Below are 14,109 nucleotides of genomic sequence, written 5' to 3' on the forward strand. Positions count from 1 at the left end.
CGGGAAGGTGCCGCTCCTGCCCACCCGTGTGAGAGCGGGCCGTCCGGACTCAGACGTCCAGTTCGTTCTCGATCCGGCGCAGCTGGTGGCGGGCCATGGCCAGGTTGGCGCGGCTCGCGTCGAGCACCAGGTAGAGGAACAGCCCGTTGCCGCCCCGCCCCTTGAGCAGGCGGATCATGTGGTACTGGGTGTTCAGGGTGATCAGGATGTCCTCGATCTCCTCCTTCAGACCGAGGTGCTCCATGGTGCGCAGCTTGGACCGTACGACGTCGGTGTTGCCGGCGGCGGCGACCTCCAGGTTGAAGTCCTTGCCGCCCCCGAGCGTGCCGAGGGCCATGCCGCTGGTGTAGTCGACCAGCGCGGCGGCGGTCGCTCCGTCGATGGAGCTGAGGCATTCCTTGAGCGAGGTCTCCAGGTTGGCCATGCGTGGGTTCCTTTCCGGACGCGATCAGTACGGGGTGGTGGGTCGGTACGCGGTCGTCGGATCAGGTGGGCCGGCGGTGGCCGCCGGCCTGGGGGCTCGGTTGGTGGGTGGGGCGCTGGGGGGTGCGCACCGGCAGGGTGCCGATGGGACGCGCGGCGTCCGCGGGCAGCGCCGCGACGTGCTCGGCGGCCGGGGGGCGCCCGCGCTCCGTGCCGATGCGGGCCTCCACCAGCTCACCGATCCGGGCGCCGCTGCGGCGGCCCTCCAGGTGCAGCCGCCCCACGTTGACCCGGCCGTCGGCGAGCAGGGTGAGCACGGCGGCCGGTCCGGCGGCGTAGGTGGCGACGTAGCCCTCGGCCCCGCGCAGCAGCAGTTCGCGGAAGCCGCCGCGCGCGGTGGCGTCGGCCGTGCGGTGGGCGACGCCGAGGGCCGCGGCGGTGAGCGCGGCGAGCCCTTCGGGTTCGGTGCCCGGCGCGTCGTGGGCCAGGACGAGCCCGTCGACGGTGGCCGCGAGCGATCCCGTCAGCTGGGGCACACGGTTGCGCAGTCGGTGCAGTTCGTCCAGGACGTCGCTCTCGACGGCCATGAGCAGTCTCCTTTCGGCACGCTGGCGACGCGCGCGGATCACAGGGCCTCCAGGGCGTCTCGAAGCCGTCGCAGCAGGGCCGTGTCCGGGTCGTCCCACACGACGCCGCGCGGCTGAGGGGTCGGCGCGAGGGGCTCGGGGGCGGGCGGCGCGGCGGCGACGAGGCCGTCGGCGGCCAGGCGGCGCAGTTCGACGAGGGTGTGGTACGTGCGGCAGGCGAGCGCCGAGGCGATCTCCGCGGCGGTGCGCACGCCGTCCACCTGCGTCAGGGTGCGACCGCGTCGCGCCGGCAGACCGGCGGCGCCGGCGTCGGGCACCCGGGTGAGGGGGACGGTGTCGATGTCGGGGTCCGGCCATATGCGGTCCAGCAGAGCGCTCCGGCGGCCGGACTCGCGTACGAGGACGTCCACGGGTACGGAGCGGACCGCGCCGAGCCAGTGCGCGGCACCGGGCCGGAAGCGGTGGGCGCGGGTGTCCTGGGCGAGGACGAAGTACGCGGCGTCGAAGAGCGCGCCGAGGTGGCAGAGTTCCAGCGCCCCGGCGGCGAGCCGACCGCTGTCCACGAGCCGGCGCCCGACCCGGTGCTGCGTCCCGCCCCGGTCGACCGCGTCCCACCAGCCGTCCGGGGGGACGGCGCCGCTGCGGGTGAGCAGCGCTCCGAGGTCCGGGGCGAAGGCCGACTCCACGTGCACCACGCGGCCCGCCGACAGGTAGACGATGCCCCGCTCGCCGGAGAGGGCGCCGGTCGCCCCCTCGTCCGCGAGCGCGGTCAGAGCCGCGGACGTCGTCTCGTGCCCGGCCCAGGTGGTCGTGACCCTGGTCATCCGAGCACCAGCCGATCCGCCATCTCCGCCAGCCGGATGCGGGCCAGGGCCAGATTCCCGTCGTCGCGGCCCAGCCACAGGTGGAGGAAGACGGTGCTGTCGAAGGGGGTGCTGACGAACCTGAGCAGGTGGTAGGCGTCGGCCGTGGTGGCGATCAGGTCCTCGACCGAGGGTTCCTTCGCGTCCCCGGCCGACGCGTCCTGCCCGGGTGCACCGCCGGCGGCGCCGCCCGCCGCCAGGGAGCCGCTCTCCGCGACGTGCCGGGCCAGTTCCGCGGTCTCGGCCGCCGTCGCCTCCCAGTCGCCACCCGGCGCGTCGCCCACGGCGCCCAGGGCGAGCCCGCTGATCCAGTCGACCAGCGACGCGCCCCGTGCGCCGGGCAGCCGCATGGCTTCCAGCAGACTCTCGTCGATTCCGGGCACGCCGGATCCCCTCCCCTGCACGGCAGTACCGCGAACGTGACGCCGAGACTACGGAAAGTGCACGCGTCCGGTGAGGGCTTTGGCATTTTCCAGAGGAACGTGCGCGCGCTGCGGGATACTGCGCGTTTCGGCCGGGCGGAATCCGGCCAGGGCAGGGGTGGTGCGGGCAGGCCCGCCCCGCTGCGGATGGTGGGCGGGGCCTGTCCGCCGGACCATGGTGGGGGCCGCGCCCCCTCCGCCGCCACGGGTGAAGGGCGCCCGGTGCGGGTGCGGGCCGCACACCGGGCACGCGCGCCGCACCCGGGGGCGTGGACGCGCCGGGACGGGCAACCCGGGGCCCATGGCCCGACTGCATCTGCCCCATCGCGGGAAGCGCCCGAAGGACGACTCGCCGGACGCGGCACCGGACGCGGCACCGGACGAAAAGGCGCCCGAGGACTACGGTCCGGACGCCTCCACCGAGCGTGCCGCCCCCGACTCCCCCACCGAGCTGCCCAAACGCTCGTGGTCCGCCCTGCTGCGCCGCGTGATCTCCGAGTTCAAGGACGACGAGCTGACCGACCGGGCCGCCGCCCTGACCTACTACGGCATCCTGTCGCTGTTCCCGGCCCTGCTGGTGCTGGTGTCCCTGCTCGGGATCGCCGGGCAGTCCGCCACCCAGGAGGTCCTGGACAACATCCAGAAGCTCGCGCCCGGACCCGCGCGGGACATCATCACCGACGCGGTGGAGCAGTTGCAGGCCAAGGCCGGTCTCGGCTCCGTCCTCGCGGTGGTGGGCCTGGTCGGCGCCGTCTGGTCGGCGTCGGGTTACGTGGCCGCGTTCATCCGCTCGGCGAACGCCGTCTACGACGTCCCGGAGGGGCGCCCGGTGTGGAAGGTGCTGCCGCTGCGGGTGGCCCTCACCGTGGTGCTGCTGGTGCTCGCGGTGGTCAGCGCGCTCATCGTCGTGTTCACCGGCAGCCTGGCCCAGCAGGTCGGCACCGCGCTGGGCCTCGGCGACACCGCCATGACGGTGTGGTCGATCGCCAAGTGGCCGGTGCTGGTCGTCCTCGTGACGTTCATGATCGCGATCCTGTACTGGGCCACGCCGAACGCCCGCGTCAAGGGCTTCAAGTGGATCTCGCCGGGCAGTGTGCTCGCCCTGCTGATCTGGCTCGTCGCCTCCGCCGGGTTCGCCTTCTACGTGGCCAACTTCGGCTCGTACAACAAGACGTACGGCACCCTGGCCGGTGTCATCATCTTCCTGGTGTGGCTGTGGGTGACGAACCTGGCGATCCTGCTCGGGCTGGAGTTCGACGCCGAGCTGGCCCGGCAGCGGGTGATCGACGGAGGCCATCCGCCGGAGGACGAGCCCTACGTCGAGCCGCGCGACACCCGTGCCTGGGACGAGGCGGACCGGCGACGCGCCGAACCGGACGCATGACCCGCCGGAACCGCGCCGTGCGGCGGCGCGGTTCCGCCTCCGCGCCGCTAGGGCAGGATCGAGTCGACGTATCCCCCGTCGACCCGGACCGCCGCCCCGGTCGTGGCGGACGCCTGGGGTGAACTCAGGTACACCACGAGGTTGGCGATCTCCTCGGGCTCGATCAGCCGCTGGAGCAGCGACTGCGGGCGGTGCTCCCGCATGAAGACGCGCTGGGCCTCCTCCCAGGGCAGGTCGCGGTCGACCAGCTGGTACACGAAGTCCTCGACGCCCTCGGTGTGGGTGGGTCCGGCGATGACGCAGTTCACCGTGACGCCGCTGCCCGCCGCCTCCTTGGCGAAGCCCCGGCCCACCCCGAGCAGCGCCGTCTTGGAGACGCCGTAGTGGATCATCTCGGCCGGGACGACGACGGCCGAGTCGCTCGCGATGTACAGCACCCGGCCCCAGCCCCGTTCCCTCATCCGGGGGAGATGGGCGCGCGTCAGCCTGACACCCGCGAGGACGTTGATCTCGAAGTAGCGGCGCCACTCGTCGTCGCTGATCTCCAGCGCGGGCACCGCGCCGAAGACGCCCAGGTTGTTCACGAGGATGTCGACCTCGGGCAGGGTCTCCAGGGCGCGCTCGGCGCCCTCCTCGGTGCCCAGGTCGGCCACGACCGGCACGAACGCGCCCTCCGGCACCTGTTCGCGCAGTCTCCCGACGCCCTCCTCCAGTCGTCCGGCGTCGCGTCCGTTGACGCCCACCGTGGCGCCCGCCCGGGCCAGTCCGGCGGCGATCGCCGCCCCGATGCCCTGCGAGGAGCCCGTGACCAGCGCGGTGCGTCCGCCGAGGTCCAGGTTCATCAGATCGCTCCTTCTCGTGCCGTACGGTCGGTCGCCGTGCTCCTTCCCACCCTGGCCCCCCACGCACCACGTCCCCCGTCGGCCACACCGCGCGCCGCGCCGCGGCCCGCCCGGTCGGCGGCCCCCCGGGTGCTCTCGGCTGACCTGCGGCGACGATACTGGCCTCGGGCCTGTCCGGCGGATCAGGTCGCGGTCGGGCGACGGCACCCGAACCGCACCGCGGCCGCGGCATGATCCGCCGGACGGGTCACGCGCCCGTGCCCCTGCTCCCCGATGGACTCATGCCGACCTCAGCCACCGCCCGCCCCACGACTCCGCCCACGGTGTGGACCGCTCGCGGCCGCCACGTCGGATCCGCGGCGGAGGATACCGTCCGGCACACCCTGCAGCGGCTGAAGGACAGCCGCGTCATCGACGACTTCCTGGAACTGCCCGCGGAACAGACCGGCGACGAAGCCCCCGGCGACCGGATCTTCGAGGCCCGCTGGAAGGCCCCCGGGCCGGTCACCGTGCGGGCCAGGCTGCTCCTGGCGCCCGCCTCCGCCGGGGGACAGGAGTGGACCCTCCTCGCGGAGGCCGAGGAGGCCTGGGACGACGCCTGGCCCTCGCCCGCCACCGTGTTCTGGCCCGACGACCCGGACGTCACCTGGGACCGCGACACCGCCACCGGCCTGCGGATGCGGGGCATCAACACCCTGCCGGACGACGACAAGGCCGTGCGCCGGCTGCTCAAGGACGCCGGGCGCGGTGCGTGGAACATCCACGTCGTCGTGCACGAGGCGATGACCCCCGACCACCGCGGCCGGATCCCGCTGGCGGACCGGCTGCCGCCCGGTCTGCGGCACCGCGTGGTCGAGCACCGCGCCGCGCCGCAGCAGCTGCGGGTGGTGAACTGGGCCCTGGAGGACTTCGGCGTCCAGGTACCGCGCGGCGGCGCCGTGGTCCTGCCCGGCACCCCGGCGCCGTCCGCGTACGAGGCCGAGGCCTTCGCCGTCCGCTCCGTCTTCCTGGACGGTTCCGAGCCGACCGAGCTGATCGCGGCGGTGACGTCCTTCGCCGCGCTGCCGAGGCCGTTGCCGGAGGGGGCCGAGAAGGCGCTCGCCGGGCTGCGGGAGGACTGGCGGCTGCTGACCATGGCGGAGGAACTGGAGCGCGAGCGCAGGCTGGTGGCCATGTACGCCGAGGCGCTCGAGGCCATGACCCAGTCCCGGGACCTGTACCGGGAGGCGGCCGAGCGCGCGGCCGAGGCGCTGGCCGCGTACCGGGAGTCGGCCGGGTCGGCCCCCGCCCCGCCCTCGCCGGCCGAGACGTCCCGGACCTCCCCGCTGCGGGGACTGACCCAGACGCTGGAACGGCTCAGGAGCCCCGGCCGCAAGCCGCGCCCCGAGGCGACCGGCACTCAGGACGACGCCCGGCCGACGGCCGACCGCGACGCCTGACACCTGGCGCCTCACACCTGACCCGGGGTCGCCCCGTCCGTCCCCGTCAGCCGAAGAGCGGCACGCGCTGCGCGTCGGCGCCGAGGGCGTCCCGTTCGCCGTCCGTGAGCGGGACGCGGCCGGTGGCGGCGCGGGCGTAGTGCTCGTCGCTCCAGGGCAGCGGCACGGGGCGCCCCAGGAGACCGTCGAGGGTGGCCCGGACCGCCGTCAGCCCGGCCGGTGCCGGTCCCGGCGCGGTGGGCAGCGCGACGGTCAGGTCGAGGTGGTGGACGGTCGCCTCCACGCCGAGGGTCGTCATCAGGTCGCCGGCGGTCAGGACGTGTCCCTGGGTGCTCACCCGGCGCCCGGGCTCCGTCTCCGTCGCGGCGGCCACGGTCGCCGCCGCCGTCTCCAGGTACAGCTCCCTCAGCTGCCGGAAGTCGAGGAACATGCTCGCGGCGACCCGGTTCGACCGCCGTCCGTGGGCCGCACCGACGGGATCGGGCGTCCAGTCGCGCCAGTAGGTGACGGCGTCGCGGTCGGGCGGTCCGGCCGCGGGGGTGTGCAGGGCCACCAGGGCGCGCTGGGCGTCCCCGAGCAGGTGGAACACCAGATCGCGGACGGCCCATCCGGTGCAGTCGGTCGGCAGCCAGGACTCCTCGTCCCCGAGCGGACCGACGACGGCCGCAAGGGCGCCGTAGGCGTCGCGCACGACGTGAGCGGGACGGACGTGTTCCTCCGGTGTCGTGGTCATGGCATCACCCTAGGGCGACCCGGCGGCGGACCGACGCGAGCGAGGGCGACCGCGGGCGACTGAGGGCACCCTCACGTGTCAGGGGGCGTGACCTGGATACGCGGACGGCACAGCAGCAGCACGGCCCGCCCCGGGAGGTCATCGACGCCATGGACAGCCAGTACGAGGGCACCGCCCACGCCTCCCCACCGCAGCCGTCACGATCGCGGACCACGCTCCGCGTCAACGGCGAACCGCACACCCTCAGCGTCGACCACCGCCGGGTCCTGCTGGACCTGCTGCGCGAGGATCTCGGGCTGACGGGCGCGAAGAAGGGCTGCGACCACGGGCAGTGCGGCGCCTGCACGGTCCTCGTGGACGGGCGGCGCGTCAACAGCTGCCTGCTGCTCGCCGTCGCCCTGGAGGGCAGCGAGATCACCACCGTCGAGGGCCTCGCCGGGGACGGCGCGGAACTGCATCCGGTGCAGCGCGCGTTCCTGGAGCGCGACGCCTTCCAGTGCGGGTACTGCACACCGGGCCAGATCTGCTCGGCGGTCGGCGTGCTCGCCGAGGCCGCGGCCGGGCACCCGTCCCACGTCACCGACCCGCGGGCGCCCTCCGGCGAGCCCGTCGCGCTGGACCGGGACGAGATCCGGGAGCGGCTGAGCGGCAACCTGTGCCGGTGCGGCGCGTATCCCCGCATCGCCGACGCGGTCGAGGACGTGATCCGGTGAAGCCCTTCGCCTACGTGCGGGCCGGCAGCGTCGAGGAGGCCACCGAGGCCTTCGCCGCCCACCCCGGCGCGCGATACCTCGGCGGCGGCACCAACCTCGTCGACCTGATGAAGCTGGGTGTCGAGACGCCCGCCGCCCTCGTCGACGTCACCCGGCTGCCGCTCGACGCGGTGGAGGAGCTGCCCGACGGCTCGCTGCGCGTCGGCGCGACGGTCCGCAACAGCGACCTCGCGGCCCACCCCACCGTCCGCGACCGCTGGCCCGCCCTCTCGCAGGCGTTGCTGGCGGGTGCCTCCGGCCAGCTCCGCAACGCCGCCACCACGGGCGGCAACCTGCTCCAGCGCACCCGCTGCCCCTACTTCCAGGACCTGTCCAAGCCGTGCAACAAACGGGAGCCCGGCACCGGTTGCGGCGCGCTGGAGGGCGTGCACCGCGACCACGCGGTGCTCGGGCACTCCGAGCAGTGCGTGGCCACGCACCCCTCCGACATGGCGGTGGCGCTCGCCGCCCTCGACGCGCGCGTGGAGCTGCGGGGGCCCGAGGGCGCCCGGAGCGTGCCCGCCGCCGACTTCCACCGGTTGCCGGGCTCGCAGCCCGAGCGGGACACCGAGATCCACCCCGGCGAGCTGATCACCGGCGTGGTCCTGCCCGCCGCCACCGCCGGGCTGCCCTCGGCCTACCGCAAGGCCCGCGACCGGGCGTCGTACGCCTTCGCGCTGGCCTCGGTCGCCGTCGTCCTGCACACCGCGGACGGGGTGGTGGACCGGGTCGGCATCGCCTTCGGGGCGCTCGCGCACCGGCCCTGGCGCGCCCGGCGGGCCGAGGACGCGCTGCTGGGCGCGGCGCCCACGGCAGCGGCGTTCGAGCACGCCGTCGGTCTGGAACTGGCCGCCGCCGAGCCGCTGCGTGACAACGCCTACAAGGTGCCGCTGGCCCGCCGCCTGGCCCTGGACGTACTCGGCCGGCTCGCTCCGCCGGCCACGACCTGAACCATGCGCCACGAGGAGGACTCCATGTCCGGCACCGATACCGTCCTGGGCGCTCCGGTGGAGCGGCGCGAAGGGCGGGAGAAGGTCACCGGCACCGCCCGGTACGCGGCCGAGCACGACGCACCCGGCCGCGCCCAGGCCTGGCCCGTGCCGGCGGCGGTGGCGCGGGGCCGGGTGACCGGCGTCGACGCGGCCGCCGCGCTCGCCCTGCCCGGCGTACTCGCGGTGCTCACGCACGAGAACGCGCCCCGGCTCGGGCAGCCGGAGGATCCCGTCCTGGCCGTGCTGCAGGACGCGCGGGTCCCGCACCGGGGCTGGTTCGTGGGCCTGGTGGTGGCCGAGACCCTGGAGGCGGCCCGGGCCGGGGCCGCCGCCGTCCGGATCACCTACGAGGTGGAGGACCACGACGTGACCCTCACCGCCTCGCATCCGGAGGCGTACGTTCCCGAATCGGCCAACGGCGGGTTCCCGGCCGTCACCGGACACGGCGACCCGGACGGCGCCTTCGCCGCGTCGGGCACCCGGGTGGACGTCGAGTACCGGGTGCCGCCCCTGCACAACCACCCGATGGAGCCGCACAGCAGCACGGCGCGGTGGGACGACGACCGGCTGACGGTGCACTCCTCCAGCCAGGGCACCAGCGCCGTGCGCGCGGAACTGGCCAGGATGTTCGAGCTGCCCGAGGACCGGATCACGGTCCTCGCCGAGCACGTGGGCGGCGGCTTCGGGTCGAAGGGCACGCCCCGCCCCGACGTGGTGCTGGCCGCGATGGCGGCCCGCGAGACCGGCCGGCCGGTCACGGTCGCGCTGCCGCGCCGCCTCCTGGCCGCCGTGGTCGGCCACCGCGCGCCGACCCTGCACCGGCTGCGTCTGGGGGCCGACTCCGAGGGGCGGTTCACGTCCGTCGTCCACGAAGTGACCACCTACACCTCCCGGGTGAAGGAGTTCGTGGAGCAGGCGGCGGTCCCCGCGCGCGTGATGTACGCCTCCCCCGCGCTGCGCACCCTCCACCGCGTGGCCCGGCTGGACGTGCCCACCCCGTCCTGGATGCGCGCCCCGGGCGAGTGCCCGGGCATGTACGCGCTCGAGTCGGCGGTGGACGAACTCGCCACCGAGATCGGCCTCGACCCGGTGGAGCTGCGGATCCGCAACGAGCCGGAGACCGAGCCGGACAGCGGCAAGCCCTTCAGCAGCAGGAACCTGGTGGAGTGTCTGCGCGAGGGCGCCCGCCGGTTCGGCTGGGAGGGCCGTGATCCGCGTCCCGGCTCGCGCGCCGACGGGCCCCTGCTGATCGGCACCGGGGTGGCCGCGGCCACCTACCCGGTGCTGGTGTCGCCGTGTGCCGCGCGGGCGCTCGCCCTGCCCGACGGCGGTTTCCGGGTCCGCGTCAACGCGACCGACATCGGTACGGGCGCCCGTACGGTCTGCGCGCAGATCGCGGCCGACGCCCTCGGCGTCCCCCTGGACCGGGTCCGGATCGACATCGCCGACAGCGACATCGGTTTCGCGCCCATGGCCGGCGGTTCCTCCGGCACCGCCTCCTGGGGCTGGGCCGTGCACGAGGCGTGCGTCCGGCTGACCGGCCGCCTGGCCGGGCACACGGGCCCCCTGCCCGACGAGGGGGTCGCCGCCGACGCCGACACCTCGGGCACCGCCGACGCCGACAGTCCCTTCGCACGGCACGCGTTCGGGGCGCACTTCGCGGAGGTCACCGTCGACACGGTCACCGGCGAGGTGCGCGTGACGCGGCTGCTGGGCGTCTTCGCCGCGGGGCGCATCCTCAACGCCCGCACCGCGCGGTCCCAGTTCATCGGAGGCATGACGATGGGCCTGGGCATGGCGCTGACCGAGCACAGCACGATGGACCCGGCGTTCGGCGACTTCACCGAGTCCGACCTGGCCTCCTACCACGTGCCCGCGCACGCGGACGTCGCCGCCCTGGAGGCGCACTGGGTCGACGAGGACGACACCCGCCTCAACCCCATGGGCAGCAAGGGGATCGGGGAGATCGGCATCGTCGGCTCGGCGGCCACGGTCGGCAACGCCGTGCACCACGCGACCGGCATCCGCTTCCGGGAACTCCCGCTCACGCCGGACCGGGTGCTCACCGGCCTGCTCGCACACGAGCACCCCGCGGGCATGCTGGGCGCCTGAGCGCGGACCGGGGGCGGGAAGCGGGCCAAGGCGGCTGCACGAGGCCCGCGCCGGGTGTCCCGGCGCGGGCCTCGGGGTGTGCGGGGGCGGACGGTCAGTCCGCGGCCCGGCTCGCGCCGGCCACCCGGGGGGCCGGCCGGAACCGCACGGGCGCCTGGGACGCCACCCGTGCGCAGAGCGCCGTCAGCGCGACGAGGGAAGCCAGTACGGCGACGGCGACGGCGATCCAGGTCGGTGCCAGCGTGAGGTCGACGACCCTCGCGACCCGGGCCGAGGGTGTCGCGCTGCCGTAGAGCTTGGCCGCCGCGAGTGCGGCCGGTGCCACCACCGCCGCGGCGAGCAGCGGTACGGCGGGCCGGAGGGTCAGCAGCAGGGCCAGCACCAGGCAGAGCGCCGACACTCCGAGGGCGACGGCGTAGACCTGGGCGGAGGCGTCGTTCTGGCGCAGCGGGAAGTAGGCCACGCCGCAGCCGGCGAGGACGGCGACGGTCAGCCAGGTCGGCCAGACCGGGCCCCGGGCGGACCTGCGCGCCGCGCGGTCCCGCCCACGGTCGCCGGCACGCGGCGCGCTCTCCCGCTCGCGGTCGCCCTCGCGCGCGGGGCGTTCCCGCTCGCGGTCTTCCTCACGCGGCGCGCGGCGACCCTCGCGGTCGCGTCCGCGGCGGGTCAGGCGCGGTCCCCTCCGGCGTTCCCGGCCACGGCGGTCGGCGCCGGGAACGCCGGCCGGCCCCGCCGTGCGGGCGGCGGACCCCGGCCCGTCGTCCTCGCCCGCCCCCTCCAGCGCCGCCCGCAGACGCCGGGCGTCGGGGCGGTCGGGGCGCACGCGTCCGTCCGCGGCCAGCTGTCCGATCAGCTGGACCAGTTCCTCCACGGGCCGGCCGGTGGCGGCGGCCCGCACGGCCTCCTGTCCGCAGTGCGGTTCCAGGGGCGTGCGGTGCAGCATCTCCATCAGCCGGGTCACGTCCTCCACCGAGCGGCACTCGGCCGCGGCCCGGATCGCCTCGTCCGCGCAGTTCGGGTCGCGCGGCGGCCGGGTCAGCAGGCCGACCAGCCGGGTCACGTCCTCGACGGAACGGTTCACGCCGACCGCCCGGAGCGCGTCGATCGTCGCCTGCGTGTACCGGGGGGACTGCTCCAGCATCGTGATGAGGTCGACGACCTCCTCCAGCGGCCGGTCGGCCACGGCCGCCCGCACCAGGTCGCCCACGGGGTCGCCGTACTCGTGCTCCGCGTCCTCGTGGTCCGCGGGGTCGAGGGGGAAGAGGTCCTCGACCGAAGGGTCCCGCGGCAGGGACACGCCTTCCCGGGGAACGGACACGTGAGGCGCCGGTTCCGTGGCGGCCCCCCTCGGCGCGGGGTCCCGGTGGGCGCCGTCGTGGGTGAGGGGCCCGTGCGGGACGGGCTCGTGGGGGCGGCCGTCGTGGGTGAGGGGCTCGTGCGGGACGGGCTCGTGGGAGCGGCGGTCGTGGGTGGCGGGGGTGCGCGCCACGGGGCTCTGCGCGAGGAGGTCGTGCGACACGGGGGCGTAGGAGACGGGTGAACGGGCGGGCGAGGCGTGGGTGGCTGCCGGGTCCGCGTCGGCCCGCGTGTCCGCCGGACGCAGCGGGTGTGTGCCGGTGGCCGTGGTCGTCTCCCCGGTGGGCAGGTCCACGGCGGATATGGCGTACTGGGGCGAACGGGGTGATGAAGAGCCGGTGGTCATGATCTCTCCGTATGGTGGGGGTGCGGCCGCCCTGCGTCCCCGACATGCGACACGCGCTGTGTGCTGACCATTTCTAGGCACGTCCCCGACGGTTTGCCACCGGAGTGGGCCACAGGGATGAGGGACGCGTTCCCGGGGACTTGTCGGCGCCCCGAGCGGGAATCCGTGAAGCGGGGCGCGTGCCGCGCACCATAAGGAGGGGCGGGGTGGATACGACCACAGTGGTGGTCACCGCGGCGGTACTGCTGGCGGTGATCGTGCTCGCGGTGGCGGTCGGTGTGCTGGTGCGCCTGGTGCGCACCCGACGGGAACTCAGGCGGGCCGGGCTTCCCACCGGCCCCCGGTGGGTCTTCTGGGGCGCCGTCCTCTATCTGGTGCTTCCGACGGACCTGGTGCCCGATCCGGTGTACCTGGACGACATCGGCGTACTGCTGCTCGCCCTGCGCTCCGCGCGCGGTTCCCTCGGCGGACGGCGGGGGGCCGCGGACCGGCAGCGGAGGACGACCGGGCCCCACGACTACGCTGCGTAAGGAAACCATTCACCCGTTCGATTCGTATAAGTCTCTGGAAGCCGAAGGAAGTCGGCGGACCAGGCGACGGCGCGCAGAGGCCGTCGCCTGATCGGCGCAGCACCGACTAGGGAGAGACGATGCAACCGTTCGCGCTCAACTACGCACGGCCCGCAGTGGAGTTGGAAGCCACCACTCCGTACGTCTACGACTCCGGGCTTCAGTTGAACGTGCTCCTGGACGGGCGGGCGGCCGCCTGTGACCACGCGCTGCTGAGAGAGCTGGGGACCACGACCTCCACCGCGGGGTCGAAGACTCACTTCGACGACTGAACACGGGCTGTCGCGAATGACCGTGTTGATCCTGACCTGTGAAGAGGACGTCACCGCGGACATGGTGGTCGTGCACCTCAACGCGTCGGGAGTGCCGGTGGTCCGCCTGGACCCCGCCGATCTGACGGACTCCGTGGCGCTGTCCGGTGAGTTCGCGCACGGGTCCTTCCGGGGGCACCTGTCCTCGGGGGGCCGGCTGGTGAGCATCGGCGGGCTGCGGTCCGTCTGGGTGCGCCGGCCGGGCGGCGCCGCCACCCGGGCCGCCGAGCCGTCCGCGTGGCTGACGGAGGAGGCCGGGCAGGCGCTCTACGGGATGCTCCGCGACTGCGGGGCGCGCTGGATGAACCAGCCGGACGCGGCCCACCGGGCCCGGTACAAACCCTGGCAACTGCGGCTGGCGCAGCGCTGCGGCCTGCCCGTGCCGGCGACGCTCATCACGACGTTCCCGCGGGCGGCCCGTGAGTTCGCCGAGCGCTACCCGGACCTCGTGGTCAAGCCCGTCTCCGGCACCCATCCACAGGATCCGCCCCTGGCGGTGCCGACCAGCCGGGTCCCGCCCGAGGCCGACTTCTCCGCCGTCGCGCTCGGCCCGACGTTGCTCCAGCGCCGGGTGGCCAAGCGTGCCGACATCCGTCTCACCGCCGTCGGCGACGAGCTGCTGGCCGCTCGGAAGACGAACCTCGCGGGCCGGGACCCGGAGGAGGTGGACGTCCGTTTCGCGGCGTCCCACGAGCCGTGGCGCCCGGCCGAGGTGCCGCCGCGCGTGGCCGAGGCGGTCCGCGCCTATCTGAGGGGGGCGGGACTCGCCTATGGCGCCCTCGACTTCGCCGAGGACGGCGACGGGACCTGGTGGTTCCTGGAGTGCAATCAGTCGGGGCAGTTCGGTTTCGTCGAGGTGGACACGGGTCTGCCGATCGCCCGCGCCATCGCCGACTGGCTGGCCCGTCCCGCGTCTCAGGACCCGGTCGACACGGGCGGCCCGGGAGGTCCGGGCGCGACGGTCTTCGGGTGAGGTCC

15 protein-coding genes are annotated in these 14,109 nt (G+C 74.8%); 8 read left to right on the forward strand and 7 right to left on the reverse strand.

Annotated features, from left to right (window positions below; translation table 11 throughout):
- Nucleotides 1-49 precede the first annotated feature (49 nt).
- The 4 genes from ACGF5T_RS10750 to ACGF5T_RS10765 form a co-directional block, all read right to left on the reverse strand.
- Nucleotides 50-424 (reverse strand): hypothetical protein, encoded by a 375-nt coding sequence (locus tag ACGF5T_RS10750; protein ID WP_356604864.1) that lies wholly within the window; start codon nt 422-424, stop codon nt 50-52.
- 61 nt (nt 425-485) lie between these two features.
- On the reverse strand, nt 486-1,010 hold the full coding sequence (locus tag ACGF5T_RS10755; protein WP_356604866.1) for a roadblock/LC7 domain-containing protein: 525 nt from the start codon (nt 1,008-1,010) through the stop codon (nt 486-488).
- 38 nt (nt 1,011-1,048) lie between these two features.
- The gene (locus ACGF5T_RS10760) at nt 1,049-1,834 is read right to left on the reverse strand and encodes a hypothetical protein (RefSeq protein ID WP_366767118.1); all 786 of its coding nucleotides are present in this window, start codon (nt 1,832-1,834) and stop codon (nt 1,049-1,051) included.
- Nucleotides 1,831-2,256: a hypothetical protein gene (locus ACGF5T_RS10765; protein ID WP_356604870.1), complete on the reverse strand. Its 426-nt coding sequence runs from the start codon at nt 2,254-2,256 to the stop codon at nt 1,831-1,833. The genes ACGF5T_RS10760 and ACGF5T_RS10765 overlap by 4 nt, the downstream gene beginning before the upstream one ends.
- 340 nt (nt 2,257-2,596) lie before the next feature.
- Here ACGF5T_RS10765 and ACGF5T_RS10770 point away from each other — a divergent pair, with 340 nt between their 5' ends.
- Nucleotides 2,597-3,679 carry a YihY/virulence factor BrkB family protein gene (locus ACGF5T_RS10770; RefSeq protein WP_366767119.1) on the forward strand — a complete coding sequence of 361 codons (1,083 nt, stop codon included), beginning with the start codon at nt 2,597-2,599 and terminating at the stop codon, nt 3,677-3,679.
- A gap of 47 nt (nt 3,680-3,726) precedes the next feature.
- On the opposite strand, the gene ACGF5T_RS10775 is transcribed toward ACGF5T_RS10770, so the two are convergent.
- Complete coding sequence (locus ACGF5T_RS10775) at nt 3,727-4,521, reverse strand: SDR family oxidoreductase (protein WP_356604873.1); 795 nt, start codon at nt 4,519-4,521, stop codon at nt 3,727-3,729.
- 281 nt (nt 4,522-4,802) lie between these two features.
- Between ACGF5T_RS10775 and ACGF5T_RS10780 the strand changes: the two genes are divergently transcribed.
- Complete coding sequence (locus ACGF5T_RS10780; protein ID WP_361014940.1) at nt 4,803-5,960, forward strand: hypothetical protein; 1,158 nt, start codon at nt 4,803-4,805, stop codon at nt 5,958-5,960.
- A 46-nt stretch (nt 5,961-6,006) separates the two neighbouring features.
- Here ACGF5T_RS10780 and ACGF5T_RS10785 read toward each other — a convergent pair whose 3' ends face one another.
- On the reverse strand, nt 6,007-6,693 hold the full coding sequence (locus tag ACGF5T_RS10785) for a maleylpyruvate isomerase N-terminal domain-containing protein (RefSeq protein ID WP_366767120.1): 687 nt from the start codon (nt 6,691-6,693) through the stop codon (nt 6,007-6,009).
- A gap of 149 nt (nt 6,694-6,842) precedes the next feature.
- Between ACGF5T_RS10785 and ACGF5T_RS10790 the strand changes: the two genes are divergently transcribed.
- The 3 genes from ACGF5T_RS10790 to ACGF5T_RS10800 are packed head-to-tail and all read left to right on the forward strand — an operon-like array spanning nt 6,843 to nt 10,549.
- The gene (locus tag ACGF5T_RS10790) at nt 6,843-7,406 is read left to right on the forward strand and encodes a 2Fe-2S iron-sulfur cluster-binding protein (RefSeq protein WP_366767121.1); all 564 of its coding nucleotides are present in this window, start codon (nt 6,843-6,845) and stop codon (nt 7,404-7,406) included.
- A complete protein-coding gene (locus ACGF5T_RS10795; protein WP_356604881.1) occupies nt 7,403-8,395 on the forward strand; it encodes a xanthine dehydrogenase family protein subunit M in 993 nt (330 codons plus the stop codon). Before ACGF5T_RS10790 ends, ACGF5T_RS10795 begins: the two co-directional genes overlap by 4 nt.
- 24 nt (nt 8,396-8,419) lie before the next feature.
- Nucleotides 8,420-10,549, forward strand: coding sequence for a xanthine dehydrogenase family protein molybdopterin-binding subunit (locus tag ACGF5T_RS10800; RefSeq protein WP_366767122.1), 2,130 nt, complete (start codon nt 8,420-8,422; stop codon nt 10,547-10,549).
- Between the two features lie 94 nt (nt 10,550-10,643).
- Here ACGF5T_RS10800 and ACGF5T_RS10805 read toward each other — a convergent pair whose 3' ends face one another.
- Nucleotides 10,644-12,251, reverse strand: a complete 1,608-nt coding sequence (locus tag ACGF5T_RS10805) for a hypothetical protein (RefSeq protein WP_366767123.1) — start codon at nt 12,249-12,251, stop codon at nt 10,644-10,646.
- Between the two features lie 206 nt (nt 12,252-12,457).
- On the opposite strand from ACGF5T_RS10805, the gene ACGF5T_RS10810 reads away from it, so the two are divergent.
- From ACGF5T_RS10810 to tgmB, 3 genes are all read left to right on the forward strand, one after another.
- Entirely contained in the window at nt 12,458-12,781 is a 324-nt protein-coding gene (locus ACGF5T_RS10810; protein WP_366767124.1) for a YkvA family protein, read from the forward strand.
- Nucleotides 12,782-12,900: 119 nt separating this feature from the next.
- The gene (gene tgmA, locus ACGF5T_RS10815; RefSeq protein ID WP_053141012.1) at nt 12,901-13,092 is read left to right on the forward strand and encodes a putative ATP-grasp-modified RiPP; all 192 of its coding nucleotides are present in this window, start codon (nt 12,901-12,903) and stop codon (nt 13,090-13,092) included.
- Nucleotides 13,093-13,108: 16 nt separating this feature from the next.
- Nucleotides 13,109-14,104: an ATP-grasp ribosomal peptide maturase gene (gene tgmB / locus ACGF5T_RS10820; protein WP_356604890.1), complete on the forward strand. Its 996-nt coding sequence runs from the start codon at nt 13,109-13,111 to the stop codon at nt 14,102-14,104.
- Nucleotides 14,105-14,109 lie beyond the last annotated feature (5 nt).

It is taken from the genome of Streptomyces sp. NPDC047853, assembly GCF_043204535.1.
Lineage (GTDB): Bacteria > Actinomycetota > Actinomycetes > Streptomycetales > Streptomycetaceae > Streptomyces.